Genomic DNA, 26,804 nt, shown 5'->3' on the forward strand with positions numbered 1-26,804 from the left:
ATGCGAGAGCGGAAGGCTCAGGCCTTCTCGGCCTCCGCCTCGGCGGTGGTCTCGCCGGCGGCCTCGGCGTCGCCGGTGGCCTCCTCGACGACCTCTGCCTCAGCAGCGGTGGTCTCGTCGGTCACGGTCTCCTCGGCAACAGTCTCGTCGGCGGCCTCAGCGGCCTCCTCCTCGACGACCGGAGCGGCCTTCGAAGCGGCAGCCTTCTTGGCCAGCTTGGCCTTCGGCGCGACGGGCTCGAGCACGAGCTCGATCTGCGCCATCGGCGCGTTGTCGCCCTTGCGGAAGCCGAGCTTGGTGATGCGGGTGTAGCCGCCCTCACGCTCGGCGACCAGCGGCGCGATCTCGGTGAAGAGCTCGTGCACGACGGTCTTGTCGCTGATGACGGCGAGCACGCGACGGCGAGCGTGCAGGTCGCCACGCTTCGCGAACGTGATCAGACGCTCGGCGTACGGACGCAGGCGCTTGGCCTTGGTCTCGGTCGTCTTGATGCTCTTGTGGGTGAACAGCGCGGCGGCCAGGTTGGCGAGCATCAGACGCTCGTGCGCGGGACCGCCTCCGAGGCGGGGGCCCTTCGTGGGCTTAGGCATGATCGGTATCTCCAGTAGTGAAAAGTCGAAGGCTTCGCTGACGCGGCCTCAGATGGTGGACTCGTCTTCTTCGTACCCGCTGTAGAAGTGGGCACCGTCGAACCCGGGGACCGAGTCCTTGAGCGACAGGCCCATCTCGGTCAGCTTGTCCTTGACCTCATCCACCGACTTCTGACCGAAGTTGCGGATGTTCATGAGCTGCGTCTCGGACAGCGAGACGAGCTCGCTGACCGTGTTGATGCCCTCACGCTTGAGGCAGTTGTACGAGCGCACCGACAGGTCGAGGTCCTCGATCGGCATCGACAGCTCGGAGCTGAGCACCTGGTCGACCGGCGCGGGGCCGATCTCGATGCCCTCGGCCGCGCTGTTGAGCTCACGGGCGAGACCGAACAGCTCGGTCAGGGTGCGGCCGGCCGACGCAATCGCATCGCGCGGGCTGATGGCCGGCTTGGTCTCGACATCGACCACGAGGCGGTCGAAGTCCGTGCGCTCACCGGCACGCGTGGCCTCGACGCGGTAGGTGACCTTGAGGACCGGGGAGTAGATCGAGTCGATCGGGATCTGGCCCGCCTCGCTGTACTCGTTGCGGTTCTGCTGGGCCGACACGTAACCGCGGCCGCGCTCGATGGTCAGCTCGACCTCGAACTTCGCCTTGTCGTTCAGGGTCGCGATGACGAGCTCGGGGTTGTGGATCTCGACGCCAGCAGGAGCCGAGATGTCGGCGGCCGTGACCTGGCCGGCGCCCGTCTTGCGCAGGTAGGCGGTGATCGGCTCGTCGTGCTCGCTCGAGACGACCAGGCCCTTGATGTTCAGGATGATCTCGGTGACATCCTCCTTGACACCGGGAACCGTGCTGAACTCGTGCAGCACCCCGTCGATGCGGATGCTGGTGACGGCCGCGCCCGGGATAGACGAGAGCAGGGTGCGGCGCAGCGAGTTACCGAGCGTGTAGCCGAAGCCCGGCTCGAGCGGCTCGATGACGAACCGCGAACGGAACTCGGAGATGTTCTCTTCGGTGAGCGTAGGACGCTGTGCAATGAGCACTGTTGATTCCTTTCGGCTGAGTGTCCGCTATATGACACTCGCGTGAGTGAGGTGGGGTTCGTCACGCCGTCAGGCGGCGGTCCGAGAGGACCGCCGCCTGGGCGGACGTGGAAGAGAACTAGACGCGGCGACGCTTCGGCGGGCGGCAGCCGTTGTGCGCCTGCGGAGTGACGTCGTTGATCGAGCCCACCTCGAGGCCGGCGGCCTGCAGCGAGCGGATCGCGGTCTCGCGACCCGAGCCCGGGCCCTTGACGAAGACGTCGACCTTCTTCATCCCGTGCTCCTGCGCCTGGCGGGCGGCCGACTCGGCGGCCAGCTGTGCGGCGAACGGGGTGGACTTGCGCGAGCCCTTGAAGCCAACCCCACCGGAGGACGCCCACGAGATGACCGCACCGGTGGTGTCGGTGATCGAGACGATGGTGTTGTTGAAGGTGCTCTTGATGTGGGCCTGGCCCACAGCGATGTTCTTCTTTTCCTTCTTGCGCGGCTTGCGAGCGGCCGACTTGGGTGCTGCCATTATGTTTCTCCTTCAGTCCTGATGTCGGCCTAGCGAGCCTTCTTCTTACCGGCGACGGTGCGCTTCGGGCCCTTGCGGGTGCGCGCGTTCGTCTTGGTTCGCTGGCCGCGGACCGGGAGGCCCTTGCGGTGGCGGATGCCCTCGTAGCTGCCGATCTCGACCTTGCGGCGGATGTCGGCGGCGACCTCACGGCGGAGGTCGCCCTCGACCTTGTAGTTGCCCTCGATGAAGTCGCGCAGTGCGACGAGCTGGTCGTCGGTCAGGTCCTTGACGCGGATGTCGCCGGAGATCCCGGTCTCGCGAAGGGTCTGCAGCGCACGCGTGCGCCCGACTCCGTAGATGTAGGTGAGTGCGACCTCCACGCGCTTCTCGCGCGGGATGTCGACGCCTGCTAGACGTGCCATGGTTGTGGCTTCTCCTGTGATGAGTGGAGGTCTTCAGCGGTCCCGGTGCCCCGGCCTCCTCCGAGGGTGTCCCCCGCCTCCACGAGGGGAGGCGGGTTCTGGGATCGCTTCGCTATTCAGTTGGATGGTGCAGTCGGTTGACTGCCACGCGCTGCGAGCAGTGCCGCCGCGATCAGCCCTGACGCTGCTTGTGGCGCGGGTTCTCGCAGATGACCATGACCCGGCCGTTGCGACGGATGACCTTGCACTTGTCGCAGATCTTCTTGACGGAGGGCTTGACCTTCATTGTGTTGTTACCTTTGTTCGCTGTCCTCGTACCTCGCCAGGGGCTACCCGGTGGCGTGGCCGTTACTTACAGCAGTCCGTTACTTGTAGCGGTAGACGATTCGGCCGCGGGTCAGATCGTAGGGGCTCAGTTCGACGATCACGCGGTCCTCGGGGAGGATGCGGATGTAGTGCTGGCGCATCTTGCCGGAGATGTGGGCAAGAACCTTGTGACCGTTGGTGAGCTCGACGCGGAACATCGCGTTGGGGAGCGCCTCGATCACAGATCCTTCGATCTCGATGACACCGTCTTTCTTGGCCATAGCCTCACTGTCGCTAGTCGTAGTGGTTTGCTGGTCGTGCGTTAACACCGGCGATAGGCATGCAGCAAGCACGCCTAAGACACCAAGGATCAATCTTATGGGATGCCGGAGCATTTCGCCAATTCTGGGTTATCATCTGCTCCCGCTCTGCGCGAACAGGTCCCCGGACCTGAGAACGCTCAGGCGATCGGCGTCGGGATGATTCCGAAGGGCGCGAGTCCGGCCGCGCCCCCGTCGACCGCGGTCAGCACCCAGATACCGCCTGAATGGACGGCGACGCTGTGCTCCCAGTGGGCGGCCACAGTGCCGTCCTCGGTGGCGACCGTCCAGCCGTCGTCCTTCACGTAGGTGCCCTGGTCGCCCAACACCACCATCGGCTCGATCGCGACCACCAGTCCGGGGCGGACCTCCGGCCCCCTCGAACGCACGCGATAGTTGAACACGGGCGGCTCCTCGTGCATCCGCCGACCGATCCCGTGCCCGATGTAGTCGGTCAGGATGTCGTATCGGCCCTGCGACAGGATGTGGTCCTCGATCGCCTCGCCGACCTCGTTGAGGTGACGGGCGGTCGCGAGGCGCGCGATGCCGTGCCAGAGCGACTGCTCGGTCACGTCGGACAGCTTCTGCCGTTCGGCTAGCCGCTCCGGATGCGCCGGGTCGGGCAGCACGAACGTGCGCGCCGCGTCGCCGTTCCAGCCCGCGCCGTCCGTACCCGTGACGATGGCGCCGCTGTCGATCGACACGATGTCTCCGGGCAGCAGGATGCGCGAGCCCGGAATGCCGTGCACGACCTCGTCGTTCACCGACGCGCAGATCGTGTGATGGTAGCCCGCCTCGAGCTTGAAGTTCGACCGGCCACCGGTGCGCTCGATCGCCGCCTCGGCGATCTCGTCGAGCTGAAGAGTCGACATGCCGGCGGAGACGGCCTCCGCCACCGCGTCAAGAGATGCCGCGGTGGCCTGCCCCGGCGCGACCATCTGACGCAGTTGGGCGGGCGTCTTGTAGATCGTCCGCTTGAAGGCCACGTCGCTACGCGACGGGCTCGTCGGCCCCGGCGAGCGGATGGATGCCACGCTCGGCGAGGGCCGTACGGACGCGCGTCGCGACCTCGTCCACTCCGCCGAGTCCGTCGACCTCGACCAGCAGACCGCGCTCGCGGTACACGTCGATCAGCGGAGACGTCTCGCGCACGTAGACCTCCTGGCGGTGCCGGATGGCCTCCTCGGAGTCGTCGGCGCGGCCCTGCTCGTGCGCCCGCTTCGTGAGCCGGGCGACGATCTCGTCCTGGTCGGCGACCAGCTGGATCACGGCGCCGAGCTCCTGCCCGTGCGAGGCGAGCAGCTCATCCAGGTAGGCCACCTGGTCGAGCGTGCGCGGGTACCCGTCGAGCAGGAAGCCGCCCTGTGCGTCGTCCTCGGCCAGGCGGTCGGTGACGAGCTTGTTGGTGAGGCTGTCGGGCACGTAGTCGCCCGCGTCGACGATCGCCTTGACCTCTTTGCCGAGCGGGGTCCCGTTCTTGATGTTCGCCCGGAAGATGTCGCCCGTGGAGATGTCGGGGATCCCGTATGCGGCGGTGATGCGGGAGGCCTGAGTGCCCTTGCCCGCTCCGGGAGGTCCGACGATCAACATACGGGTCAACGCAGAAGCCCTTCGTAGTGACGCTGCTGGAGCTGCGAGTCGATCTGCTTGACCGTCTCGAGTCCGACACCGACGATGATGAGGATGGACGTGCCACCGAACATGAAGTTTTGACTGGCGCCGAGCAAGGCGAAGGCGACCAGTGGAATCAGCGCGATGATACCGAGGTAGATCGAGCCGGGCAGCGTCACGCGCGTCAGCACGTAGTCGAGGTACTCCGCCGTCGGGCGACCGGCGCGGATACCGGGGATGAAGCCGCCGTACTTCTTCATGTTGTCGGCGACCTCCTCCGGGTTGAACGTGATGGCCACGTAGAAGTACGTGAAGCCCACGATCAGGAGGAAGTACAGGAGCATGTAGAGCGGGTGGTCGCCCTTGGTCAGGTAGTTCGTGATCCAGGTCACCCAGGGCGCGGGGGCCTTGCCGGCCGCAGGCTGGTTGAACTGTGCGATCAGAGCAGGGAGGTACAGCAGCGACGACGCGAAGATGACCGGCACGACACCCGCCATGTTCACCTTGATCGGTATGTACGTGTTGTTGCCGCCGTAGGTGCGGCGACCGACCATGCGCTTGGCGTATTGCACCGGGATCCGCCGCTGCGACTGCTCGACGAACACGACGGCCGCCACGATGAGCAGTCCGATCGCGATCACGACCAGCATGACCTCGATGCTCTGCGACTGGCCGATGGCCCAGAGCGAGCTCGGGAACTGCGCCGCGATCGACGTGAAGATCAGGAGGGACATGCCGTTGCCGATGCCGCGCTCGGTGACGAGCTCGCCCATCCACATGATGAGGCCGGTGCCGGCGGTCATCGTGATGACCATGAGCATGATGGCGTACCAGGAGTCGTCCGTGATCAACTGCGTGCACTGCGAGACGGCCGTGGTGCCGAAAAGGGCGCCCGAGCGGGCGACGGTGATCAGGGTCGTCGACTGGAGGACGCCCAGCGCGATCGTGAGATAGCGCGTGTACTGCGTGAGCTTCGCCTGGCCCGCCTGGCCCTCCTTGTAGAGGGTCTCGAACCGCGGGATGACCACGCGGAGGAGCTGCACGATGATCGACGCGGTGATGTACGGCATGATGCCGAGCGCGAAGATCGAGAGCTTGAGGAGCGCGCCACCGGAGAACAGGTTGACCAGCGAGTAGAGGCCGGAGGTGTCCTGGTTGGCGCTGAGACAGGTTTGCACGTTGCCGAAGTCGACGAACGGCGCAGGGATGAAGGAGCCCAGCCGGAACAGGGCGATGATCCCCAGTGTGAAGAAAATCTTCCGGCGGAGGTCCGGGGTGCGGAAGATCCGCGCGACGGCGCTAAACAAAAGTGCGTCCTGCTTTCCTGTAAGAGTCAGTCGGGTGACCGGTTGCCCGGCCACCCGACTGCGCTGCTTTACGGGCGGCTACTTGACGGAGCCACCAGCGGCGACGATCTTCTGCTCGGCAGAGCCGGAGACCTTGTCGACCGCAACGTTCAGCTTAACCGCAATGTCGCCGTTACCGAGAACCTTGACCTTCTCGTTCTTGCGAACGGCGCCCTTGGCGACGAGGTCGGCGATGGTGACATCCCCACCGGCCGGGTACAGCTCGGCCAGCTTCTCGAGGTTGACCACCTGGTACTCGACGCGGAACGGGTTCTTGAACCCGCGCAGCTTCGGGGACCGCATGTGGAACGGCAGCTGACCGCCCTGGAAGCCCGGACGGACCTGGTAGCGGGCCTTGGTGCCCTTCGTGCCACGGCCCGCGGTCTTGCCCTTGGAACCCTCACCGCGTCCGACGCGGGTCTTGTCCTTCTTGGCGCCAGCGGCGGGACGGAGGTGGTGCACCTTCAGGACCTGCTCGCGGGGCGCCGCGACATCCTTCTTGGCGGAGGACTTCTTCGCCGGGGCGGCGACGGTTTCGTCCTTCGTGGAGGCGGCGGACTTGTCGGCAGCGGCCTTCGCCGGAGCCTTCTTGGCCGGGGCCTTCTCCGCCTTCTCGGCGACCGGCTTCGCGGCGGCCTTGGCGGCGGGCTTCTTGGCGGCCGGCTTCTCGGCAACCTCAGTAGTCGGCTTGTCGTCAGCCATTAGTCGATCTCCTCAACCTTCACCAGGTGAGCGACGGTCTTGACGTACCCGCGGTTCTGCGAGTTGTCGTCGCGGACGACGACGTCACCGATTCGCTTCAGTCCCAGACTGCGCAGCGTGTCGCGCTGGTACTGCTTCTCACTCACTTTCGACTTGATCTGCGTGATCTTCAGACGCGCGGCCATCAGGCACCTACCTTCTCTGCCTTCTTGGCGGCAGCAGCGGCCTCAGCCGCCTCGGCCTCGGCACGCAGCAGGCGCGCGGGCGCGACCTGGTCGTAGTCGAGACCACGGCGAGCTGCGACAGCACGCGGCTCCTCGAGCTGCTTCAGCGCCTCGACGGTCGCGTGCACGATGTTGATCGTGTTGGACGAACCGAGCGACTTGCTCAGGACGTCGTGGATGCCGGCGCACTCCAGGACGGCACGCACCGGGCCACCGGCGATAACACCGGTACCAGCGGCGGCGGGACGCAGGAGGACGACGCCGGCGGCGGCCTCACCCTGCACCGGGTGCGGGATGGTGACGCCGACGCGCGGGACGCGGAAGAAGTTCTTCTTCGCCTCCTCGACGCCCTTCGAGATCGCCAGCGGCACCTCGCGGGCCTTGCCGTAGCCGACGCCCACCAGACCGTTGCCGTCGCCGACGACCACGAGAGCGGTGAAGCTGAAGCGACGACCACCCTTCACGACCTTCGAGACGCGGTTGATGGTGACGACGCGCTCCAGGAACTGGCTCTTGTCGGCGTCGCGGCTGCCACGGTCGCGGTTGGGGTTGCGCTCCCGGCCACCGCGGCGCGGCTCGCGCTCGCGGTTGTTGTCGGTCGACGCAGCGGTCTCGACCGGCTGCGCGGTCTCCGTTACCTCAGCGGCCACGGTCTGCTCCTTGTTGTTCTCGTCGCTCACAGGTTCAGCCCACCTTCACGAGCTCCTTCGGCGACGGCCGCGACGCGACCGGCGTACTTGCTGCCGCCGCGGTCGAAGACCACGGCCTCGACGCCGGCGCCCTTCGCGCGCTCGGCGACCAGCTCACCGACCTTGCGGGCCTTGGCGGTCTTGTCACCGTCGAAGCTGCGCAGGTCGCTCTCCATGGTCGACGCGGAGGCCAGCGTGTGACCCTTCGCGTCGTCGACGACCTGCACGAAGACGTGACGGGCCGAACGGGTGACGACCAGGCGCGGACGGACCGCGGTGCCATCGATCTTCTTGCGAAGGCGGGTGTGACGACGGTCGCGAGCGGCCGCCTTGCTCTTTCCTCTGGTACCCAGAGCCATGATTACTTACCAGCCTTTCCGGCCTTGCGACGAACGACCTCGCCGGCGTAACGCACGCCCTTGCCCTTGTACGGCTCGGGCTTGCGGATCTTGCGGATGTTCGCGGCGACCTCGCCCACAGCCTGCTTGTCGATCCCGCTCACGGTGAGCTTGTTGTTGCCCTCGACCGCGAAGGTGATGCCGGCCGGCGGGTCCACGTTGACCGGGTGGGAGAAGCCGAGCGCGAACTCGACGCCCGCACCCTTCTGGGCCACGCGGTAACCGGTGCCGACGATCTCCAGGCCCTTGGAGTAGCCCTCGGTGACGCCGATGATGTTGTTGTTGATGAGCGTGCGGGTGAGGCCGTGCAGCGAGCGCGAGGCGCGCTCGTCGTCCGGACGGGTGACCAGGACCTGGCCCTCCTCCAGCTTCGCCTCGATCGGGCTCGCGACGACGAGCGAGAGCTCGCCCTTCGGGCCCTTGACGGTGACGGTCTGACCGTCGATCTTCACATCGACCCCAGCGGGGATGTCGATGGGCAGTCTTCCAATACGCGACATGGCAGGGTCACCACACGTAGGCGAGGACTTCCCCACCCACGCCCTTCTTCTCAGCCTGGCGGTCCGTCAGGAGCCCCGAGGAGGTGGACAGAATGGCGACACCGAGGCCGCCGAGGACCTTGGGGAGCTCCGTCGACTTCGCGTAGACGCGAAGGCCGGGCTTGGAGACGCGCTTGATGCCGGCGATGGAACGCTCACGGTTCGGACCGAACTTGAGGTTGAGCGTCAGGGTCTGGCCGACACGGGCATCAGAGACCTCCCAGCCGGAGATGTAGCCCTCGGAGGTGAGGATCTCGGCGATGTGGGCCTTGAGCTTGGAGTGCGGCATCGACACGGTGTCGTGGTGCGCCGAGTTCGCGTTGCGCAGTCTGGTCAGCATGTCTGCGACCGGATCTGTCATCGTCATTGCGGTTTTCCTTCGTTCACCAGGTTTCGTTCAGCCGTACACGACTGACGACCTGTGGTGGAAAGTGGGCCGGCCGGGTGGCCGGCCCACAAGTAGACAAGGCTACTAGGTTCAGTTGCTTGTCTCGTTCGAGCGGAACGGGAAGCCGAGCTGCTTGAGCAGCGCGCGGCCCTCGTCGTCGTTCTTCGCCGTGGTCACGACCGTGATGTCCATACCGCGGACACGGTCGATCCGGTCCTGGTTGATCTCGTGGAACATCGACTGCTCCGTGAGACCGAACGTGTAGTTGCCGTTGCCGTCGAACTGCTTGTCGCTCAGGCCGCGGAAGTCCCGGATACGGGGCAGCGCGAGCGAGAGCAGGCGGTCGAGGAACTCCCACATCCGGTCGCCGCGCAGCGTGACGTGCGCACCGATCGGCTGACCCTCGCGCAGCTTGAACTGCGCGATGGACTTGCGGGCCTTGGTGACCTGCGGCTTCTGGCCGGTGATCAGGGTGAGGTCGTTGATCGCCCCATCGATCACCTTGCCGTCGCGAGCCGCCTCGCCGACGCCCATGTTGACCACGATCTTCACGAGGCCGGGCACCTGGTGCACGTTCGTGAAGCCGAAGTCCTTGGACAGGCTCGAGGAGATCTCGTTCTTGTACTTCTGCTTCAGGCGAGGCTGGATTTTGCCAGCACTCGTTGCAGTGTCCGTCATTACAGGTCCTTACCAGACTTCTTGGCGTAACGAACGCGGACCGTCTTGGTGACGCCGTCCTTCGTAACGGTCTCGGTGCGGAAGCCGACGCGGGTCGGCTTCTTGGTCTCGGGGTCGACGAGCGCCACGTTGGACACGTGGATCGAAGCCTCGTGGGTCTCGATGCCGCCGGTCTTCGTGCCACGCTGCGTCTGACCGACGCGCACGTGCTTGGTCACGAAGTTGACGCCCTCGACGATCACGCGGTTCTTCTCCACGAGGACCTCGATGACACGACCCTGCTTGCCACGGTCGCCACCGCGGGCCTCCGAACGGCCCGAGATGACCTGGACCAGGTCGCCCTTCTTGATGTTCGCCATGGTTACAGCACCTCCGGGGCCAGCGAGATGATCTTCATGAACTTCTTGTCGCGAAGCTCACGGCCGACCGGGCCGAAGATGCGGGTACCGCGGGGGTCACCGTCGTTCTTCAGGATCACGGCGGCGTTCTCGTCGAACTTGATGTAGGAGCCGTCCGGGCGGCGGGTGTTCTTCCGCACGCGCACGACGACGGCCTTGACGACATCGCCCTTCTTGACGTTGCCGCCGGGGATCGCGTCCTTGACCGTGGCGACGATGACGTCACCCAGGCCGGCGTAGCGACGGCTGGAGCCGCCGAGGACGCGGATGGCGAGAAGCTCCTTGGCGCCGGTGTTGTCGGCGACCTTGAGTCGGGATTCTTGCTGAATCACTTGGCCTTCTCCAGAATCTCAACCAGGCGCCACCGCTTGCTGGCGCTCAGGGGACGGGTCTCGTTGATGAGAACCAGATCGCCGATGCCGGCGGAGTTGTTCTCGTCGTGCGCCTTCACCTTGGAGGTGCGGCGGAGAACCTTGCCGTACAGGGGGTGCTTCACGCGGTCCTCGACCTCGACGACGATGGTCTTGTCCATCTTGTCGCTGGTCACGTATCCGCGACGGGCCTTGCGGTACCCGCGGACGACGGCCTCGTCGGCCGCCGTCTCCTCGGCCTTGGCGGCCTTGGTGGACTCAGCCATTACTTGGCCTCCTCAGTCTCGGTCTCGGCGGTCTCGGCGGCCTCGGGGGCCTCCTTCTTCGCCTTGCTCTTCGCTGCCTTCTTCTTCTCGGCAGCCTTGGCGGACGCCACCTCGGCCGGAGCCGGCGTGGGCCGGATCCCGAGCTCGCGCTCACGGATCACGGTGTAGATGCGAGCGATGTCGCGCTTGACCGCACGCAGGCGGCCGTGGCTCTCGAGCTGACCGGTGGCCGACTGGAACCGCAGGTTGAACAGCTCTTCCTTGGCCTTCTTCAGCTCGTCGATCAGACGCTCGTCTTCAAAGGTGTCGAGCTCGCTGGGAGCGAGCTCCTTGGTGCCGATCGCCATTACGCGTCGCCCTCCTCGCGCTTGATGATGCGTGCCTTGAGGGGCAGCTTGTGGATTGCACGGGTCATGGCCTCACGAGCGAGTTCCTCGGAGACGCCCGAGACCTCGAAGAGGACGCGGCCCGGCTTGACGTTCGCGACCCACCACTCCGGCGAACCCTTACCGGAACCCATGCGGGTCTCGGCCGGCTTCTTCGTGAGCGGACGGTCGGGGTAGATGTTGATCCACACCTTGCCGCCACGCTTGATGTGACGCGTCATGGCGATACGAGCGGACTCGATCTGACGGTTGGTCACGTAAGCGGGGGTCAAGGCCTGGATGCCGAACTCGCCGAAGGAGACCTTCGTGCCACCAGTGGCCTGGCCGGTACGGCCGGGGTGGTGCTGCTTGCGGTGCTTGACTCTGCGTGGGATCAACATGGTTATGCCTCAACTCCTGCTGCGACCGGCGCGTTCTCGGCGGCGGGCGCGTTGCTCCGGCCACCGCGGCGCGGACGGTCGTTGCGCTCGCGCGACGGCTTGGCGTTCGCCTGCTCGCGAGCAAGTTCCTTGTTCGTGATGTCGCCCTTGTAGATCCACACCTTGACACCGATGCGACCGAACGTGGTCTTGGCCTCGTAGAAGCCGTAGTCGATGTTGGCGCGCAGGGTGTGCAGCGGCACACGGCCTTCGCGGTAGAACTCGGAGCGGCTCATCTCGGCGCCGCCGAGGCGGCCGGACACCTGGATGCGGACGCCCTTGGCGCCGGCGCGCTGCGCGCCCTGCAGGCCCTTGCGCATCGCGCGGCGGAACGCCACACGGGCGGCGAGCTGCTCCGCGATGCCCTGGGCGACGAGCTGGGCGTCGGCCTCCGGGTTCTTGACCTCGAGGATGTTCAGCTGGATCTGCTTGCCCGAGAGCTTCTCGAGGTCGGCGCGGATGCGCTCGGCCTCGGCGCCACGACGACCGATCACGATGCCCGGGCGGGCAGTGTGGATGTCGACGCGGACGCGGTCGCGGGTGCGCTCGATCTCGATGCGGGACACGCCCGCACGATCGAGCGACGTCTTCAGCAGCGTGCGGATCTTGACGTCCTCAGCGAGGTAGTCGCTGTAACGCTGACCCTTCTTGGTGCTGTCGGAGAACCACCGCGACACGTGGTCGGTGGTGATTCCCAGACGGAAGCCGTACGGGTTGACTTTCTGACCCATTAGTTGCTCGCCTTCTTCGTAGCCTTGGCATCCTCGACCTCATCCGGCGTCGTGAGAACGATCGTGATGTGGCTGGTGCGCTTGTTGATGCGGAAGGCCCGACCCTGTGCTCGCGGCTGGAACCGCTTGAGGGTGGTGCCCTCGTCCACGAAGGCGCGGCTCACGTAGAGGTCCTGCTCGTCCAGGTAGGTGTTGCTCTGGTCGGCCTTGACACGCGCGTTGGCGATGGCCGACGCGACCAGCTTGTAGACCGGCTCGCTCGCGCTCTGCGGCGCGAACTTCAGGATGGCCAGGGCCTCCTGAGCCTGCTTGCCGCGGATCAGGTTGACGACGCGGCGGGCCTTCATGGGGGTGACGCGGATGTGACGCACGCGTGCGATCGACTCCACCATTTCTCTCCTCCTTACGCCACCGCGTTAGCGGCGGCGACCCTTCTTGTCGTCCTTCACGTGGCCGCGGAAGGTACGGGTGGGCGCGAACTCGCCCAGCTTGTGACCGACCATGGTCTCGGTGACGAACACCGGGATGTGCTTGCGACCGTCGTGCACCGCGATGGTGTGACCCAGCATGGCCGGGACGATCATCGAGCGGCGCGACCAGGTCTTGATCACGTTCTTGCTGTTGGCCTCGTTCGCGGCGACCACCTTGCGAAACAGGTGCTCGTCGACGAAGGGGCCCTTCTTGAGACTGCGTGGCATCTTCTCGAACTCCTACTTGCGCTTCTTGCCGGCGTTACGACGGCGGACGATGAGCTTGTCGCTTTCCTTGTTGGGGTGGCGCGTACGGCCTTCCTTCTGACCCCACGGGCTGACCGGGTGGCGTCCACCGGAGGTCTTGCCCTCACCACCACCGTGCGGGTGGTCGATCGGGTTCATCGCGACACCGCGGACGGTCGGGCGGACGCCCTTCCAGCGCATGCGGCCGGCCTTGCCCCAGTTGATGTTCGACTGCTCGGCGTTGCCGACCTCGCCGATCGTCGCGCGGCAGCGCGCGTCGACGTTGCGGACCTCGCCCGAGGGGAGGCGCAGCTGGGCGTAGGGGCCGTCCTTCGCGACGAGACGCACCGAGGAACCGGCGGAACGGGCCAGCTTGGCGCCTCCACCCGGCTTCAGCTCGATGGCGTGCACGACGGTACCGGTCGGGATGTTACGCAGCGGCAGGTTGTTGCCCGGCTTGATGTCCGAGCCGGCGCCCGACTCGACCACGTCGCCCTGCTTCAGCCCGGCCGGAGCCAGGATGTAGCGCTTGGTGCCGTCCACGAAGTGGAGGAGCGCGATGCGGGCGGTGCGGTTGGGGTCGTACTCGATGTGAGCGACCTTGGCGTTGACGCCGTCTTTGTCGTTGCGACGGAAGTCGATCACGCGGTACTGGCGCTTGTGGCCACCACCGATGTGACGGGTCGTGATGCGGCCCTGGTTGTTGCGGCCACCGGTCTTCGACAGCGGACGGAGAAGGGACTTCTCCGGCGTCGAGCGGGTGATCTCGGCGAAGTCGGCGACCGAGGAGCCGCGACGACCGGGGGTCGTGGGCTTGTAGTTACGAATAGCCATGTCTGTCTTCCTCTAGTCCTTCGCTCAGCCGACGGCCGTGAAGATGTCGATGGAACCGGACTTCAGCGTGACGATGGCACGCTTGGTGTCCTTGCGCTTGCCGGGCCCGAACTTGGTCCGACGGGTCTTGCCGGTGCGGTTCAGGGTGTTCACCGAAGCGACCTCGACCTTGAAGATCGACTCGATGGCGAGCTTGATCTCGGTCTTGTTGGAACGCGGGTCGACGAGGAAGGTGTACTTGCCTTCGTCGATCAGGCCGTAGCTCTTCTCGGAGACGACCGGAGCGATGATGACGTCGCGCGGGTCTTTGTTGACGGCGGCCATCAGGCGTTCACCTCTTCCTTCTTGGTCTTGGACGCGATGAAGCCTTCGAGCGCGGCCTGCGAGAAGACGATGTCGTCGCTCACCAGGACGTCGTAGGCGTTCAGTTGGTCGTACGTCAGCACGTGCACGGACGGGACGTTGCGCACGCTCTTGAAAGCAAGCTCGTCGTCGCGCTCGAGCACGACGAGGACGTGCTTCGAGGTGGCGACGCCGGAGAGCAGGTCTACCACGGCCTTTGTCGAGGGGGTCTCGCCGGTCGTGAACGCCTGCACGGCGTGGATGCGGCTGCCGCGGGCGCGGTCCGAGAGGGCGCCGAGCAGCGCTGCGGCGATCATCTTCTTCGGGGTGCGCTGCGAGTAGTCGCGCGGGTTCGGTCCGTGGACGACGCCACCACCCGTCATCTGGGGGGCGCGGATCGAGCCCTGACGAGCGCGGCCGGTTCCCTTCTGCTTGAACGGCTTGCGGCCGGCACCGGAGACCTCACCACGGTTCTTCGTCTTGTGGGTGCCCTGACGCGCGGCGGCGCGCTGGGCGGTGACGACCTGGTGGATCAGCGGGATGTTGGTCTGAACGTCGAACAGGGAGTCGGGAAGCTCAACGGAGCCGGCCTTCTTGCCCTTGAGGTCGACGACGTCAATCGAGGTAGCCATTTACCTTAGGCCCCCTTCACTGCGTTGCGGACGAAAACGATGCGGCCACGAGCACCGGGAACGGCGCCCTTGACGAGCAGCAGGCCCTTCTCGGCGTCGACGGCCTGGACCTTGAGGTTCAGGACGGTGACGCGCTCGCCACCCATGCGGCCTGCCATGCGCATGCCCTTGAAGACACGGCTCGGGGTCGAGGAGGCGCCGATGGAGCCCGGCTTGCGGTGGTTGCGGTGCGCACCGTGCGAGGCGGAGACGCCCTTGAAGTTGTGGCGCTTCATGACACCGGCGAAGCCCTTGCCCTTGGAGGTGCCCACGACGTCGACCAGCTGGCCGGCCTCGAAAGTGGCGTCCACGGTGAGCTCCTGGCCGGCCGAGTACTCGGCGGCGTCGGCGGTGCGGACCTCGGTGAGGTGACGGCGCGGCGTGACGCCCGCCTTCTCGAAGTGGCCGGCGGACGGCTTGTTCACCTTGCGCGGGTCGACCTGGCCGTAGGCGATCTGGACGGCGTTGTAGCCGTCGACCTCGGGGGTGCGGACCTGGGTCACGACGTTCGGCGTGATCTCGATGACGGTCACGGGGATGAGCTTGTTGTTCTCGTCCCAGACCTGGGTCATTCCGAGCTTCTTGCCGAGGAGGCCACGGGAGGTCTTGCTGTCGTTGGCAGCGCTATTGACGTTTGGCATAGCGGCACTCCCCCTCAGAGCTTGATCTCGATGTTGACGTCGGCGGGCAGGTCGAGACGCATGAGCGAGTCGACGGCCTTCGGCGTCGGGTCGATGATGTCGATCAGCCGCTTGTGCGTGCGCATCTCGAAGTGCTCGCGGCTGTCCTTGTACTTGTGGGGCGAACGGATGACGCACACCACGTTCTTCTCGGTGGGAAGGGGCACCGGGCCGACGACGGTCGCGCCTGCACGGGTCACCGTGTCGACGATCTTGCGCGCCGAGGTGTCGATGACCTCGTGGTCATACGACTTAAGCCGAATGCGGATCTTCTGTCCCGCCATGTCTGACTCTCTCTCTTGTTATGGCGTCGTACGAGACGGCTCTCTCGAACCGGTCCTCGCATTGGACGCAGTGCGACGTACGCGTGGGGAACGCCACTATTCTTCTGTCAACTCACGAGCCGGGCTCCCGAACACTGGGATTCGAGCAGCCCCGACGAACGAGCACAGACCTCTGGCCTGTTCTCGAAGATGTCGATTGTGAGCGTGTCCTGCTACCTGCGGCCTAACCCGTTGACCGCCGGTCCGAAGACTCCCGCGGTGGGCTATGCACTGCCTGGCAGTGATCCGTTCGGAGCGCACGTAAGCACACTCGTTCCGAAATGTTGAACCACACAAGTTTGCCAGATGCGGGGCAATGCTGCAACCCGGGCGTGTCGCGGCGCGGTACTCGGCTGACGCGTACGCCTCCACAGCACTGGTGACGGCCGGATCGTCCACCGAAATGCCGTCCCGTCACGCCGAACTCGGCCTCGGCGTGTGACCCTCGTGGAAAAGCGGGACCGACCTCGGTCGATCCCGCTCCGAACGGCGCCTCGCGCCGCCGTTCTCGTGGTTCCAAGTCCGCTTACGCGGTGTCCGAACTCTTCATCCGTGATCCGGTCAGCGGCTTGATCTGGTTTGCGAGGTCCATGCTCACCATAGGCACTCTCCCTTCGTCGACGGATCCGTTCGGTTGAAACGGTGCGTCAATTCTGCGCCCGACAGGCCGAGAGGTAAACCCCTGGAGCATCATCGGCTCGAGCGGGACCCGGAATGACGAGCCCGGAGCAGAGTGCGGGAGGTCAGGAGGGCGACGCCGGCCAGGATGGCTACCACGACGAATCCCCCGATAGGCGCGAGGTCGACGCCTGTGCGTGCGAGACGCTCGTCGGCGGTCTGCGGGAGGGCCGGGTCGACCTTCACGGGGCTCGGAGGGAAGACCGGGACGGTGCGCGGCTGAGTCTGCGGCAGAGGGCGTGCGGCGACGTCGAGCCGGATGGTGACAGGATCGCTCGTCACACGAGTTCCGGGGACCGGCGATCCGGCGGTCACGACGGCAGCCCCGGTAGCGCTCGAGGCGGTGCGCGTGCCGGCTGAGCCAGCGGTCAGCTGTGTTACCGAGACGCTGCCGGCGATCGCCGACGCCGTGTACTCGAAAGAGTCCGATCCCTCGTAGTCGTCGGCGGCGCGGTACGTGCGCTGCGCGCCCGCACCGGAGAGCGTTCCGTGGGTCGGCGTTCGTACGATGTCGAACTCGACGGTCGACGGGTCGTACTCGATATCGTCGGCGAAGCGGGCGACCAGGGTCAGCGCGGTGTCCTCGCCGGCTACCGTGTCGTACCGCACGTCCCGGACGGGCTGCGCGGACGCGGCGGGCTTCGAAACGTCGATCGTGACCCGGTACGGGCCTGCTGTCGCGAGGCCGTCGGTGACGACGTACTCGAACGCATCCTGGCCCACATAGCCGGCAGCGGGCGTGTATGTGCCACCGGGACCGGAGAGCGCGAACGAGCCGTGGGCGGGAGCGCCGGTCACGGCGTACGTCAGCGCGTCGCCATCCGCATCGACACCGGGGAAGGTGACAGCGGCGCTCGCGTCGCCCGAGACCGAGAACGAGATGTTGCCAGCGGACGGCACCGAGTTCGAGACGAATCCACCCGCGGCGAGCAGCACGGTGGAGTCGAGCTCGGCATCGGCCGTGTCGGCGATGACGAGCTTCACGTGGTTGGCCACGCCGGGCACTACGGGAGCCACACACGACAGGGGCACGGTGAAGCCGTTCATCGCCGTGTCGACGGCGCCGGACGTGTTGTCCACGTACAGGCTCGCGTTGACGTTCGAATTGATTGTGGCGATCCGCACGGGCTCGCCCTCGATCACTGCGCAGTTGCGACCGTTGACGAAGAAGCCGAAGGCGTCGTTATAACCCGGGTTGATCCACTGCTCGTATTCGGCCGAGCCGAACACGTACGTGATCGACAGGCTCTGCGCGCGCGGCACGACGTCGAACTCCAGCACGGCCGCATCGAAGGTCTCAGAGCCTGCCAGCAGCGAAGCGTCGGCGTCGCCGGGCGTGCCCAAGCGGTTCGAGGCCGGCATGCCGTGCGGGCCGAGGACACCCTTCGACACCTGTCCCGTGCTCAGCGCGACTCCCGAACCCAGACCGATTGCGGACATGCCGGAAAAGGAACCGATCGCTTGCGGATCGCCAGCGAAGCGGACGTTCGACGCTGTCACTCCCTCGCCGATGAGCTGGGCGACCAACGAGTCGATCGAGAGGGCGGCACCGTCGACGACGGCCTGACCGGGCGATGCGTCTGCGGCGGGTGCCACCGGGGCGACGATCACCCCCGCGCCGACGAAGAGAGCCACGGCAGAGACGCAGCGGAGAGCGCGTAGGGACATTTTCACCTCATAGCAAATGTAACCTCCAATATGTATCAGATCAGCGGCCTGACCTCAAGCCAGAGCCGACCTACCGTACGGAACGACGAAGGGCCGGATCCTCGCGGATCCGGCCCTTGCCGAGTGAGTCTGCCCGGCAACCCGGGCGGGTGACTTACTTGTTGATCTTGGTCACCGTACCGGCGCCTACGGTGCGGCCACCCTCACGGATGGCGAAGCCGAGGCCCTCCTCCATGGCGATCGGCTGGATGAGCTCGACCGACATGTCGGTGGTGTCGCCGGGCATGACCATCTCGGTGCCCTCGGGCAGCGAGATGACGCCGGTGACGTCGGTGGTACGGAAGTAGAACTGCGGACGGTAGTTCGTGTAGAAGGGGTTGTGACGGCCACCCTCCTCCTTCGAGAGGATGTAGGCAGTGCCCTCGAAGTTGGTGTGCGGCGTGACCGAACCCGGCTTCACGACGACCTGGCCGCGCTCCACGTCCTCGCGCTTGGTGCCGCGGAGGAGCAGACCACAGTTCTCGCCGGCCCAGGCCTCGTCGAGCTGCTTGTGGAACATCTCGATACCCGTGACCGTGGTCTTCTGCGTCGGGCGGATGCCGACGATCTCGACCTCGGAGTTGATGGCGAGAGTGCCGCGCTCGGCGCGACCGGTGACGACGGTGCCACGACCGGTGATCGTGAAGACGTCCTCGATCGGCATCAGGAACGGCTTGTCCTTGTCGCGCACCGGGTCCGGGATGGACTCGTCGACGGCCTCCATGAGGTCGAGGACCGACTGGACCCACTTCTCGTCGCCCTCGAGAGCCTTGAGGCCCGAGACGCGGATGACCGGGGCGTTGTCGCCGTCGAAGTCCTGGCTGGAGAGCAGCTCGCGGACCTCGAGCTCGACGAGCTCCAGGATCTCCTCGTCGTCGACCATGTCGGACTTGTTCAGCGCGACGAGCAGGTACGGAACGCCGACCTGCTTGGCCAGCAGCACGTGCTCACGCGTCTGAGCCATCGGACCGTCAGTGGCTGCGACCACGAGGATCGCGCCGTCCATCTGAGCAGCACCGGTGATCATGTTCTTGATGTAGTCGGCGTGACCCGGGGCGTCGACGTGCGCGTAGTGGCGCTTCGGCGTCTCGTACTCGACGTGCGAGATGTTGATCGTGATACCACGCTGACGCTCTTCCGGAGCCGAGTCGATCGACGCGAAGTCGCGCTGAACGTTGGTCGCCGACGGGTACTTGTCTGCAAGCACCTTGGAGATCGCCGCGGTGAGCGTCGTCTTGCCGTGGTCGACGTGACCGATGGTTCCGATGTTCACGTGCGGCTTAGTCCGCTCGAACTTGGCCTTAGCCACTGTGGTCCTCCTCAGGACTCTCGTGCAGACACCCCGGTCGATGGATTTCGACCGGAGGGCCTACGGGATTGGTTTCTTATGTTACGGGATGTTGCCTGGGAGCAGTGACCGGGGTCACTCGCCCTTGCTCTTCTGGACGATCTCGTCGGCGACAGCCTTCGGGACCTCCGCGTAGCTGTCGAACTGCATCGAGTACACCGCTCGACCCGAGGTCTTCGACCGCAGGTCGCCGATGTAGCCGAACATCTCGGACAGCGGGACGTTGGCGCGCACGACCTTGACGCCGCTCGCGTCCTCCATGGACTGAATCTGTCCACGGCGGGAGTTGAGGTCGCCGATGACGTCGCCCATGTACTCCTCCGGCGTACGCACCTCGACCGCCATGAGCGGCTCGAGAAGCACCGGGTTCGCCTTGCGAGCAGCCTCCTTGTAGGCCATCGAGCCGGCGATCTTGAACGCCATCTCCGAGGAGTCGACGTCGTGCGACGCACCGTCGACGAGCGTCGCCTTGACGCCCACCGTCGGGAAGCCGGCGAGCACGCCGACCTGCATCGCGTCCTGGATGCCCGCGTCGACCGAGGGGATGTACTCGCGCGGCACGCGACCACCGGTGACGGCGTTCACGAACTCGTACGAGGTCTCCGGGGTGACGTCCATGGGCTCCAGGCTGATCTGCACCTTTGCGAACTGACCGGAACCACCGGTCTGCTTCTTGTGGGTGTAGTCGTGCTTCTCGACCGTGCGCCGGATCGTCTCGCGGTAGGCCACCTGGGGCTTGCCCACGTTGGCCTCGACGTTGAACTCTCGCTTCATGCGGTCGACCAGGATGTCGAGGTGGAGCTCGCCCATGCCCTTGATGACCGTCTGGCCGGTCTCCTGGTTCTGCTCGGTGCGGAACGTCGGGTCCTCTTCGGCCAGCTTCTGGATCGCGGTGCCCAGCTTCTCCTGGTCGGCCTTGGTCTTCGGCTCGATGGCGACCTCGATCACGGGCTCCGGGAAGGTCATCGACTCGAGCACGACCTGGTTATCCGGGTCGCTCAGGGTGTCACCGGTGGTGGTGTCCTTGAGGCCGATCACCGCGTAGATGTTGCCGGCAGTGACGAAGTCGACCGGATTCTCCTTGTTGGCGTGCATCTGGAAGATCTTGCCGATGCGCTCCTTCTTGCCTTTGGTCGAGTTCACGACGCCTGCACCGGAGTCGACTCGGCCCGAGTACACCCGCACATAAGTCAGACGACCGAAGAACGGGTGGACGGCGACCTTGAACGCGAGGGCCGAGAACGGCTCGCTGGCGTCGGCGTGGCGGAGGATGACCTCCTCCTCGTCGCGCGGGTTGTGCGCCTCGATGGCGGGCACGTCGAGCGGCGACGGGAGATAGTCGATCACGGCGTCGAGCATCGGCTGCACACCGCGGTTCTTGAACGCGGAACCGCAGAGCACCGGGTAGATCTCGTTGTTCACGGTGAGCTTGCGGATGGCCGCCTTGATCTCCGGAACGGTGATCTCTTCGCCACCGAAGAACTTCTCGAGCAGCACGTCGTCGGTCTCGGCGACGGTCTCGAGGAGACGGTTGCGGTACTCTTCGGCCTTCTCCTGAAGGTCGGCAGGGATCTCCTGGACCTCGTACTTGGCGCCCATGGTCACGTCGCCCTTGGCGTCGCCCGGCCAGACCAGCGCGCGCATCTCGACGAGGTCGACGACGCCGACGAAGTCGGACTCGGCGCCGATCGGGAGCTGCATCACCAGCGGCTTGGCGCCGAGGCGGGAGACGATGGTGTCGACGGTGAAGTAGAAGTCGGCGCCCAGCTTGTCCATCTTGTTGACGAAGCAGATGCGCGGGACGACGTACTTGTCGGCCTGACGCCACACGGTCTCCGACTGGGGCTCGACGCCCTCTTTCGCGTCGAAGACGGCGACGGCACCGTCGAGCACGCGGAGCGAGCGCTCCACCTCGACCGTGAAGTCGACGTGTCCGGGGGTGTCGATGATGTTGATCTGGTTCTTGTTCCAGAAGCAGGTCACGGCCGCGGACGTGATGGTGATGCCGCGCTCCTTCTCCTGCTCCATCCAGTCGGTGGTCGACGCGCCGTCGTGGGTCTCACCGATCTTGTGGTTGACGCCCGTGTAGAACAGGATTCGCTCGGTCGTGGTGGTCTTGCCGGCATCAATGTGGGCCATGATGCCGATGTTGCGGACCTTCTTGAGGTCGGTGAGCACGTCCTGTGCCACAGGGTTCCTCCGAAAAATAGAGAGTGGAAGGGGTGCCGCCCGGGCGGAGCACTCCGATGGAGTGCAACGCCCGGACGACGGAAAGTGTTACCAGCGGTCCTGTGTCTACCAGCGGTAGTGGGCGAAGGCCTTGTTCGACTCGGCCATCTTGTGGGTGTCCTCGCGGCGCTTGACCGCGGCACCCAGACCGTTCGACGCGTCGAGGATCTCGTTGGTGAGACGCTCGGTCATCGTCTTCTCGCGACGACCCTTGGCGTAGCTGGTGAGCCAGCGCAGCGCGAGGGTGTTCGCGCGGTGCGGCTTGACCTCGACAGGCACCTGGTAGGTCGAGCCACCGACGCGGCGGCTGCGGACCTCGAGGGTCGGGCGGATGTTGTCGAGCGCCTTCTTGAGCGTGACGACTGCATCCTGGCCGGACTTGGAGGAGACGCCCTCGAGCGCGTCATAGACGATGCGCTCGGCGAGACCCTTCTTGCCGTCGAGGAGGATCTTGTTGACGAGCTGGCTGACGACCGGCGAGCCGTACACCGGGTCGGCGACGACGGGGCGCTTCGGAGCGGGACCCTTGCGAGGCATTACTTCTTCTCCATCTTCGCGCCGTAGCGGCTGCGAGCCTGCTTGCGGTTCTTGACGGCCTGGGTGTCGAGGGCGCCGCGGACGATCTTGTAGCGGACGCCGGGCAGGTCCTTCACACGGCCACCGCGGACGAGCACCATCGAGTGCTCCTGCAGGTTGTGGCCCTCACCGGGGATGTACGCGGTGACCTCGGTCCCGTTCGAGAGCTTGACACGGGCGACCTTGCGGAGCGCCGAGTTCGGCTTCTTGGGGGTGGTGGTGTAGACACGGGTGCACACGCCGCGCTGCTGGGGGTTGGACTTCAGGGCGGGGGCCTTGGTCTTGGTGACCTTCGGCGTCCGGCCCTTCCGAACCAACTGCTGAATGGTTGGCACTGAACTTCTCCTTATAGGGACTGCACGGTGACAGTTGTTGCTTTTTCTCCGCACCCCGAGCGACCCGCTTCGCGGGTGATCGAGGAGTTGAGAAGTATCGGCCGACGGCCGATATGCCGTGGGGGCGGTGATTCCGTGCGGTCTCTCCGCCCATCGGATGAGTACGTGCCGGCCCGCTCGGTGTCAGCTCTCGCGAGCACACAGCAAGCGCGCGACAGAGCGCACACCCGATAAATACTATCGTCCGCGCGGTGGGCGGTCAAATGAGCACGGGCGTGCTAACGCAGTGTCCGCGGACGGCGAAATCCCGTCGACATCACCCCTCAGCACGGAATTCCTCCCGTCAGATCCGGTATCTCAGAGCGGTATACACTCCCGGCATCCGACGCCGAGAGAAGGGGCCGTCATGCGCAGCATCGAAGAGATCCTCACCGAGACCATCGCGGTCAAGACCCGCATCATCGACGACAGGCGCCTGCTCGCCGTCGGCGACGAGATCGCCGCCGCCATGGTGCGGTCGTACCGCGCGGGCGGACGCTCCTACTTCTGCGGCAACGGGGGCAGCGCGGCCGACGCCCAGCACTTCGCCGCCGAGCTCAGCGGGCACTTCATCTTCGACCGGCCGCCCCTGGCTGCGGAGGCCCTGCACGGCAACGCCTCCCACATGACGGCAGTGGCGAACGACTACGACTACGAGAGCGTGTTCGCCCGTGCGCTGGAGGGCTCCATCCGCCCCGAGGACGTACTGGTGGCGATCAGCACCTCCGGCAACTCCGAGAGCATCGTCCGGGCGGCACAGACCGCGCACGCCAAGGGGGCCACGGTCATCGCCTTCACCGGCGAGTCCGGCGGTGCGCTGCGCGAGCATGCCGACATCCTGCTGAACGTGCCGTCGTCGGATACGGGGCGCATCCAGGAGTCGCACATCGTCTTCATCCACGCGATCTCGGAGCGCGTCGAGCATGACCTCTTCGCCGCCTGAGCCGTGGTGCCTCTTCCTCGACCGAGACGGCGTCATCAACCGCCGGATCGTCGGGGACTACGTGCGCACGACACAGCAGTGGGAATACCTCCCCGGGGCGCTCCAGGCGCTGCGACTGCTCTCCGAGTGGGCGCCGCGGATCGTGATCGTCACCAACCAGCGCGGGGTGGGTCGCGGGATCGTCTCGCCCGAAGACCTGGACCGGATCCATACTCGGCTGCTCGAAGACGTCGCGATCGTCGGAGCACGCGTCGACGCGATCCGCGTGTGCCCGCATCTGGACACCGACGAATGCCCGTGCAGGAAGCCGCTGCCCGGGCTCGCCCTGTCGTGGCTCGCGGTGAATCGCGAGGTGAATCCGGCCCGCTCGGTGATGGTCGGCGACTCCCCGTCAGACATGGGGATGGCCGAGAATCTCGCCGCCGTCACGGGCGGTTGCGTCCGGGTGCTGATCGATGATCGCTCCGACGCCGCCAAGACCGGGGTCGACGCCGACTTCCGCTTTCCTACCCTCCTCGACTACGCAAGGGACGTGACGATGTGAACTCCCACTCGACCACGGTGCGCGGCCGCGCCCCGCTCCGACTCGGCCTCGCGGGAGGCGGCACCGACGTGTCGCCATACTCCGACACGTACGGCGGGCGCATCCTCAACGCGACCATCGACAAGTACGCCTACGCCTACGCGACGCTGATCGACTCCGGCGTGGAGTTCCACTCCCCCGACCGGCAGACGGCGGGCGAGGCGGACATCGACGACATCGACACGCTGCTCGACGGGTTCGGCCTCCACGTCGCCACCTACAAGCGGATGATGGACGAGTTCAATGGGGGCGTCCGTCTGCCCGTACGGCTCTCCACCCAGGTCGACGCGCCGCCCGGCTCGGGGCTCGGGTCCTCGTCGACGCTGGTCGTCGCTCTCGTGATCGCGCTGGCCGAACTGCTGCAGACCTCTCTGGGCCAATACGAGATCGCGCGCCTCGCCTGGGAGATCGAACGCGAGGATCTCGCGCTCGCGGGAGGCTGGCAGGATCAGTACGCCGCGACGTTCGGCGGCTTCAACTACATGGAGTCGCGTCCGGGCGGGCGGATCATCGTCAATCCGCTGCGGGTGCGGCGCGAGGTGATGACGGAGCTGGAGGCGTCCCTGCTGCTCTACTTCGGCGGGGTCTCGCGCAGTTCGGCCGCCGTCATCGCCGAACAGCAACGGAACGTCGTCGCCGGCGACAGCGGGGCAATAGAGGCGACGCACCTGCTGAAGGCCGAGGCGGAGGCGATGAAGGACCACCTTCTCGTCGGCGACCTCCCGGCGCTCGCCTCCACCATGCGCGGCACGTGGGAGGCCAAGAAGCGTCTGGCCTCCCAGATCAGCACCCCCGCGATCGAGAAGGCGTACCGCATCGCCGACGAGCACGGCATGCTCGCCGGCAAGGTGTCGGGCGCCGGAGGCGGTGGCTTCATCCTGTTGCTCGTCGACCCCGCACGACGGTTCGAGCTGGCCCGCAGCCTCGAGTCGGAGTGCGGCGGCCAGGTGATGACGTGCCACTTCACGAAGCACGGTGCAGAGAGCTGGCGCGCCCCGGAACCGGAGCACCGCTGATGCAGCTCGCGATCCTCGCCGGCGGCCTCGGCACCCGACTGAGCGGGGCGATCCCCGCCGGTCTCCCCAAGCCCCTCGCCCCGATCGCCGGGCGGCCGTTCCTCGACCACCTGCTCGACTGGGCGATCGAGCGCGGCGCGGACGACATCGTGCTGCTCACCGGCCACGGGTCGGCGGCGATCAGCGACCACGTCGGAGACGGCTACCGCGGCGTAGCGGTGAGCTACAGCGTGGAGCCGGCCCCGCTCGGTACGGGCGGCGCGCTCGTGAACGCCCGGTCGCTGCTGGCCGACGAGTTTGTCCTCGTCAACGGCGACACGTTCGTCGAAGCCGACCTGGTCGCGCTTCGCTCGGGTCTCGACTCCTCCCCGGTCGTCATGGGGCTCGTGGAGGTCGCCGACACCGGGCGGTTCGGTCGCGTCGAGGTGACCGACGGCATCGTCACCGGCTTCCACGAGAAGGGCGCCGACGGTCCCGGCCTCATCAATGCCGGCGTCTACGCCCTCCGGCGAGCGGTGGTCGACCAACTGCCGCGCGGCGCCTCGTCCTTCGAGCGCGACTTCCTCGAGCCGCGACTGACAGAGGTGGCTCCCCGCTATCTCCGCTGCGGTCCCACCTTCTTCGACATCGGCGTCCCGAAGGACTACCGCGCCGCCGACCTGCACTTCATGGAGGCCAGATCATGACGATCACCCTGGAACGCGCCACACTCGGCGGCCTGCGCCTGGACCGCGCCGACCTGCACGATGCCATCCTCCGCATCCTCGATCTGGTCGAGACCGGGTCGGGAGGGATCGTCGTGCCGTCCAACGTGGCGACCTCGCGCTACCTGCGCACGGTCGGTCTCCCCCGGCTCGAGCAGGAGGCCTCCTTCTGGCCGATCGACGGCGTGCCCCTCACCTGGCTGCTCCGGATCGCGGGCAAGGGGGTCTTCCCCCGGGTCGCCGGGACTGATCTGATGAACGCTCTCATGGCGCACCCCGGGACGCAGGACCTCCGGATCGCCGTGATCGGGGCGGCGTCCGACGAGGCGGAGCGGTTCTACCGCGCTCAGGGGCACGGCAACGTCCGCGGGGGCCACTTGCCGCTCGCCGAGACGGGCAGCCCCCTGCTCGTCGACGCCGGCGACGCCTTCATCGACGAGTACCGACCGCACATCGTCTTCACCTGCCTCGGCTTCCCGAAGCAGGAGTACCTGATGCTCTCGCTTCACGAGCGTCATCCCGAGGTCGTCTACATCGGTGCGGGCGCGGCCGCCCAGATCAACACCGGACACTTCCCTCGGGCACCGCATTTCATGCGCGCGGTCGGGCTCGAGTGGGTGTGGCGGATGAAGCAGGACCCGTCGCGACTCGTGAAGCGCTACCTCCTGCAAGACCTCCCCTGGCTCGTCGGGATGGTGCCCGTCGCGGTCGGCGAACGCCTGCGGCGACGCTGACCGTCGCGTCCGATCTCGG

General features: G+C 66.3%; 39 protein-coding genes. 5 read left to right on the top strand and 34 right to left on the bottom strand.

Going from position 1 to position 26,804, the window contains the following annotated elements; genetic code table 11:
- Nucleotides 1–17: 17 nt before the first annotated feature.
- From rplQ to rpsL, 34 genes are all read right to left on the bottom strand, one after another.
- Nucleotides 18–590: a 50S ribosomal protein L17 gene (rplQ, locus tag ACPPVW_RS03345; RefSeq protein ID WP_426625131.1), complete on the bottom strand. Its 573-nt coding sequence runs from the start codon at nt 588–590 to the stop codon at nt 18–20.
- 48 nt (nt 591–638) lie between these two features.
- Nucleotides 639–1,634: a DNA-directed RNA polymerase subunit alpha gene (locus ACPPVW_RS03350; RefSeq protein WP_295126107.1), complete on the bottom strand. Its 996-nt coding sequence runs from the start codon at nt 1,632–1,634 to the stop codon at nt 639–641.
- A 118-nt stretch (nt 1,635–1,752) separates the two neighbouring features.
- Nucleotides 1,753–2,151, bottom strand: a complete 399-nt coding sequence (gene rpsK, locus ACPPVW_RS03355; protein WP_018191944.1) for a 30S ribosomal protein S11 — start codon at nt 2,149–2,151, stop codon at nt 1,753–1,755.
- A gap of 29 nt (nt 2,152–2,180) precedes the next feature.
- Nucleotides 2,181–2,555 (bottom strand): 30S ribosomal protein S13, encoded by a 375-nt coding sequence (gene rpsM, locus ACPPVW_RS03360; protein ID WP_426625132.1) that lies wholly within the window; start codon nt 2,553–2,555, stop codon nt 2,181–2,183.
- A 172-nt stretch (nt 2,556–2,727) separates the two neighbouring features.
- Nucleotides 2,728–2,841 (bottom strand): 50S ribosomal protein L36, encoded by a 114-nt coding sequence (gene rpmJ / locus ACPPVW_RS03365; RefSeq protein WP_021759549.1) that lies wholly within the window; start codon nt 2,839–2,841, stop codon nt 2,728–2,730.
- Between the two features lie 79 nt (nt 2,842–2,920).
- Nucleotides 2,921–3,142: a translation initiation factor IF-1 gene (infA, locus tag ACPPVW_RS03370; protein WP_011186713.1), complete on the bottom strand. Its 222-nt coding sequence runs from the start codon at nt 3,140–3,142 to the stop codon at nt 2,921–2,923.
- Between the two features lie 179 nt (nt 3,143–3,321).
- Nucleotides 3,322–4,167 (bottom strand): type I methionyl aminopeptidase, encoded by an 846-nt coding sequence (gene map / locus ACPPVW_RS03375; RefSeq protein ID WP_426625133.1) that lies wholly within the window; start codon nt 4,165–4,167, stop codon nt 3,322–3,324.
- Nucleotides 4,168–4,171: 4 nt separating this feature from the next.
- On the bottom strand, nt 4,172–4,780 hold the full coding sequence (locus ACPPVW_RS03380) for an adenylate kinase (protein WP_426625134.1): 609 nt from the start codon (nt 4,778–4,780) through the stop codon (nt 4,172–4,174).
- Complete coding sequence (gene secY / locus ACPPVW_RS03385) at nt 4,777–6,099, bottom strand: preprotein translocase subunit SecY (protein WP_426625135.1); 1,323 nt, start codon at nt 6,097–6,099, stop codon at nt 4,777–4,779. Before secY ends, ACPPVW_RS03380 begins: the two co-directional genes overlap by 4 nt.
- A 78-nt stretch (nt 6,100–6,177) precedes the next feature.
- Nucleotides 6,178–6,840 (bottom strand): 50S ribosomal protein L15, encoded by a 663-nt coding sequence (gene rplO, locus ACPPVW_RS03390; RefSeq protein WP_426625136.1) that lies wholly within the window; start codon nt 6,838–6,840, stop codon nt 6,178–6,180.
- Nucleotides 6,840–7,025, bottom strand: a complete 186-nt coding sequence (gene rpmD / locus ACPPVW_RS03395) for a 50S ribosomal protein L30 (RefSeq protein WP_055913994.1) — start codon at nt 7,023–7,025, stop codon at nt 6,840–6,842. The genes rplO and rpmD overlap by 1 nt, the downstream gene beginning before the upstream one ends.
- On the bottom strand, nt 7,025–7,744 hold the full coding sequence (rpsE, locus tag ACPPVW_RS03400; protein ID WP_055913991.1) for a 30S ribosomal protein S5: 720 nt from the start codon (nt 7,742–7,744) through the stop codon (nt 7,025–7,027). Before rpsE ends, rpmD begins: the two co-directional genes overlap by 1 nt.
- Nucleotides 7,741–8,112: a 50S ribosomal protein L18 gene (rplR, locus tag ACPPVW_RS03405; RefSeq protein WP_426625137.1), complete on the bottom strand. Its 372-nt coding sequence runs from the start codon at nt 8,110–8,112 to the stop codon at nt 7,741–7,743. Before rplR ends, rpsE begins: the two co-directional genes overlap by 4 nt.
- A 2-nt stretch (nt 8,113–8,114) precedes the next feature.
- A complete protein-coding gene (gene rplF, locus ACPPVW_RS03410) occupies nt 8,115–8,651 on the bottom strand; it encodes a 50S ribosomal protein L6 (RefSeq protein ID WP_426625138.1) in 537 nt (178 codons plus the stop codon).
- Between the two features lie 7 nt (nt 8,652–8,658).
- A complete protein-coding gene (rpsH, locus tag ACPPVW_RS03415) occupies nt 8,659–9,057 on the bottom strand; it encodes a 30S ribosomal protein S8 (protein WP_426625139.1) in 399 nt (132 codons plus the stop codon).
- 111 nt (nt 9,058–9,168) lie between these two features.
- Nucleotides 9,169–9,756, bottom strand: coding sequence for a 50S ribosomal protein L5 (gene rplE / locus ACPPVW_RS03420; protein ID WP_426625140.1), 588 nt, complete (start codon nt 9,754–9,756; stop codon nt 9,169–9,171).
- Nucleotides 9,756–10,115 (bottom strand): 50S ribosomal protein L24, encoded by a 360-nt coding sequence (gene rplX, locus ACPPVW_RS03425; RefSeq protein ID WP_426625141.1) that lies wholly within the window; start codon nt 10,113–10,115, stop codon nt 9,756–9,758. The genes rplE and rplX overlap by 1 nt, the downstream gene beginning before the upstream one ends.
- Nucleotides 10,116–10,117: 2 nt before the next feature.
- Nucleotides 10,118–10,486: a 50S ribosomal protein L14 gene (rplN, locus tag ACPPVW_RS03430; RefSeq protein WP_018191958.1), complete on the bottom strand. Its 369-nt coding sequence runs from the start codon at nt 10,484–10,486 to the stop codon at nt 10,118–10,120.
- On the bottom strand, nt 10,483–10,791 hold the full coding sequence (gene rpsQ, locus ACPPVW_RS03435) for a 30S ribosomal protein S17 (protein ID WP_426625142.1): 309 nt from the start codon (nt 10,789–10,791) through the stop codon (nt 10,483–10,485). Before rpsQ ends, rplN begins: the two co-directional genes overlap by 4 nt.
- The gene (gene rpmC / locus ACPPVW_RS03440; protein WP_426625143.1) at nt 10,791–11,138 is read right to left on the bottom strand and encodes a 50S ribosomal protein L29; all 348 of its coding nucleotides are present in this window, start codon (nt 11,136–11,138) and stop codon (nt 10,791–10,793) included. Before rpmC ends, rpsQ begins: the two co-directional genes overlap by 1 nt.
- Nucleotides 11,138–11,557 carry a 50S ribosomal protein L16 gene (gene rplP, locus ACPPVW_RS03445; RefSeq protein WP_426625144.1) on the bottom strand — a complete coding sequence of 140 codons (420 nt, stop codon included), beginning with the start codon at nt 11,555–11,557 and terminating at the stop codon, nt 11,138–11,140. The genes rpmC and rplP overlap by 1 nt, the downstream gene beginning before the upstream one ends.
- A gap of 2 nt (nt 11,558–11,559) precedes the next feature.
- The gene (rpsC, locus tag ACPPVW_RS03450; RefSeq protein ID WP_426625145.1) at nt 11,560–12,327 is read right to left on the bottom strand and encodes a 30S ribosomal protein S3; all 768 of its coding nucleotides are present in this window, start codon (nt 12,325–12,327) and stop codon (nt 11,560–11,562) included.
- Nucleotides 12,327–12,719 carry a 50S ribosomal protein L22 gene (rplV, locus tag ACPPVW_RS03455; RefSeq protein ID WP_426625146.1) on the bottom strand — a complete coding sequence of 131 codons (393 nt, stop codon included), beginning with the start codon at nt 12,717–12,719 and terminating at the stop codon, nt 12,327–12,329. Before rplV ends, rpsC begins: the two co-directional genes overlap by 1 nt.
- A gap of 24 nt (nt 12,720–12,743) precedes the next feature.
- Complete coding sequence (gene rpsS, locus ACPPVW_RS03460) at nt 12,744–13,025, bottom strand: 30S ribosomal protein S19 (RefSeq protein ID WP_018191964.1); 282 nt, start codon at nt 13,023–13,025, stop codon at nt 12,744–12,746.
- 12 nt (nt 13,026–13,037) lie between these two features.
- Nucleotides 13,038–13,877: a 50S ribosomal protein L2 gene (gene rplB / locus ACPPVW_RS03465; RefSeq protein ID WP_426625147.1), complete on the bottom strand. Its 840-nt coding sequence runs from the start codon at nt 13,875–13,877 to the stop codon at nt 13,038–13,040.
- A 24-nt stretch (nt 13,878–13,901) separates the two neighbouring features.
- Nucleotides 13,902–14,201 (bottom strand): 50S ribosomal protein L23, encoded by a 300-nt coding sequence (gene rplW, locus ACPPVW_RS03470; RefSeq protein WP_426625148.1) that lies wholly within the window; start codon nt 14,199–14,201, stop codon nt 13,902–13,904.
- Nucleotides 14,201–14,851 (bottom strand): 50S ribosomal protein L4, encoded by a 651-nt coding sequence (gene rplD, locus ACPPVW_RS03475; RefSeq protein WP_426625149.1) that lies wholly within the window; start codon nt 14,849–14,851, stop codon nt 14,201–14,203. The genes rplW and rplD overlap by 1 nt, the downstream gene beginning before the upstream one ends.
- Nucleotides 14,852–14,856: 5 nt before the next feature.
- Nucleotides 14,857–15,531 (bottom strand): 50S ribosomal protein L3, encoded by a 675-nt coding sequence (gene rplC, locus ACPPVW_RS03480; RefSeq protein WP_426625150.1) that lies wholly within the window; start codon nt 15,529–15,531, stop codon nt 14,857–14,859.
- A gap of 14 nt (nt 15,532–15,545) precedes the next feature.
- Nucleotides 15,546–15,854, bottom strand: coding sequence for a 30S ribosomal protein S10 (rpsJ, locus tag ACPPVW_RS03485; RefSeq protein WP_005050520.1), 309 nt, complete (start codon nt 15,852–15,854; stop codon nt 15,546–15,548).
- 729 nt (nt 15,855–16,583) lie between these two features.
- Nucleotides 16,584–18,239, bottom strand: a complete 1,656-nt coding sequence (locus ACPPVW_RS03490) for a choice-of-anchor L domain-containing protein (RefSeq protein ID WP_426625151.1) — start codon at nt 18,237–18,239, stop codon at nt 16,584–16,586.
- Nucleotides 18,240–18,393: 154 nt separating this feature from the next.
- Nucleotides 18,394–19,587 carry an elongation factor Tu gene (gene tuf, locus ACPPVW_RS03495; protein ID WP_426625152.1) on the bottom strand — a complete coding sequence of 398 codons (1,194 nt, stop codon included), beginning with the start codon at nt 19,585–19,587 and terminating at the stop codon, nt 18,394–18,396.
- A 114-nt stretch (nt 19,588–19,701) separates the two neighbouring features.
- Nucleotides 19,702–21,816, bottom strand: coding sequence for an elongation factor G (gene fusA, locus ACPPVW_RS03500; RefSeq protein WP_426625153.1), 2,115 nt, complete (start codon nt 21,814–21,816; stop codon nt 19,702–19,704).
- A 105-nt stretch (nt 21,817–21,921) separates the two neighbouring features.
- Nucleotides 21,922–22,392 (bottom strand): 30S ribosomal protein S7, encoded by a 471-nt coding sequence (gene rpsG, locus ACPPVW_RS03505; protein ID WP_426625154.1) that lies wholly within the window; start codon nt 22,390–22,392, stop codon nt 21,922–21,924.
- Complete coding sequence (gene rpsL / locus ACPPVW_RS03510; protein WP_055913929.1) at nt 22,392–22,766, bottom strand: 30S ribosomal protein S12; 375 nt, start codon at nt 22,764–22,766, stop codon at nt 22,392–22,394. Before rpsL ends, rpsG begins: the two co-directional genes overlap by 1 nt.
- 406 nt (nt 22,767–23,172) lie before the next feature.
- On the opposite strand from rpsL, the gene ACPPVW_RS03515 reads away from it, so the two are divergent.
- From ACPPVW_RS03515 to ACPPVW_RS03535, 5 genes are read left to right on the top strand one after another with little or no spacing between them, the layout of a single operon-like run.
- Nucleotides 23,173–23,748: an SIS domain-containing protein gene (locus ACPPVW_RS03515; protein ID WP_426625155.1), complete on the top strand. Its 576-nt coding sequence runs from the start codon at nt 23,173–23,175 to the stop codon at nt 23,746–23,748.
- Nucleotides 23,729–24,292 (top strand): D-glycero-alpha-D-manno-heptose-1,7-bisphosphate 7-phosphatase, encoded by a 564-nt coding sequence (locus tag ACPPVW_RS03520; RefSeq protein WP_426625156.1) that lies wholly within the window; start codon nt 23,729–23,731, stop codon nt 24,290–24,292. Before ACPPVW_RS03515 ends, ACPPVW_RS03520 begins: the two co-directional genes overlap by 20 nt.
- Nucleotides 24,289–25,347, top strand: coding sequence for a hypothetical protein (locus ACPPVW_RS03525; RefSeq protein ID WP_426625157.1), 1,059 nt, complete (start codon nt 24,289–24,291; stop codon nt 25,345–25,347). Before ACPPVW_RS03520 ends, ACPPVW_RS03525 begins: the two co-directional genes overlap by 4 nt.
- Nucleotides 25,347–26,033 carry a sugar phosphate nucleotidyltransferase gene (locus ACPPVW_RS03530; RefSeq protein WP_426625158.1) on the top strand — a complete coding sequence of 229 codons (687 nt, stop codon included), beginning with the start codon at nt 25,347–25,349 and terminating at the stop codon, nt 26,031–26,033. Before ACPPVW_RS03525 ends, ACPPVW_RS03530 begins: the two co-directional genes overlap by 1 nt.
- Complete coding sequence (locus ACPPVW_RS03535; RefSeq protein WP_426625159.1) at nt 26,030–26,785, top strand: WecB/TagA/CpsF family glycosyltransferase; 756 nt, start codon at nt 26,030–26,032, stop codon at nt 26,783–26,785. Before ACPPVW_RS03530 ends, ACPPVW_RS03535 begins: the two co-directional genes overlap by 4 nt.
- Nucleotides 26,786–26,804 lie beyond the last annotated feature (19 nt).

It is taken from the genome of Leifsonia sp. McL0607 (assembly GCF_049993355.1).
Classification (GTDB): domain Bacteria; phylum Actinomycetota; class Actinomycetes; order Actinomycetales; family Microbacteriaceae; genus Leifsonia.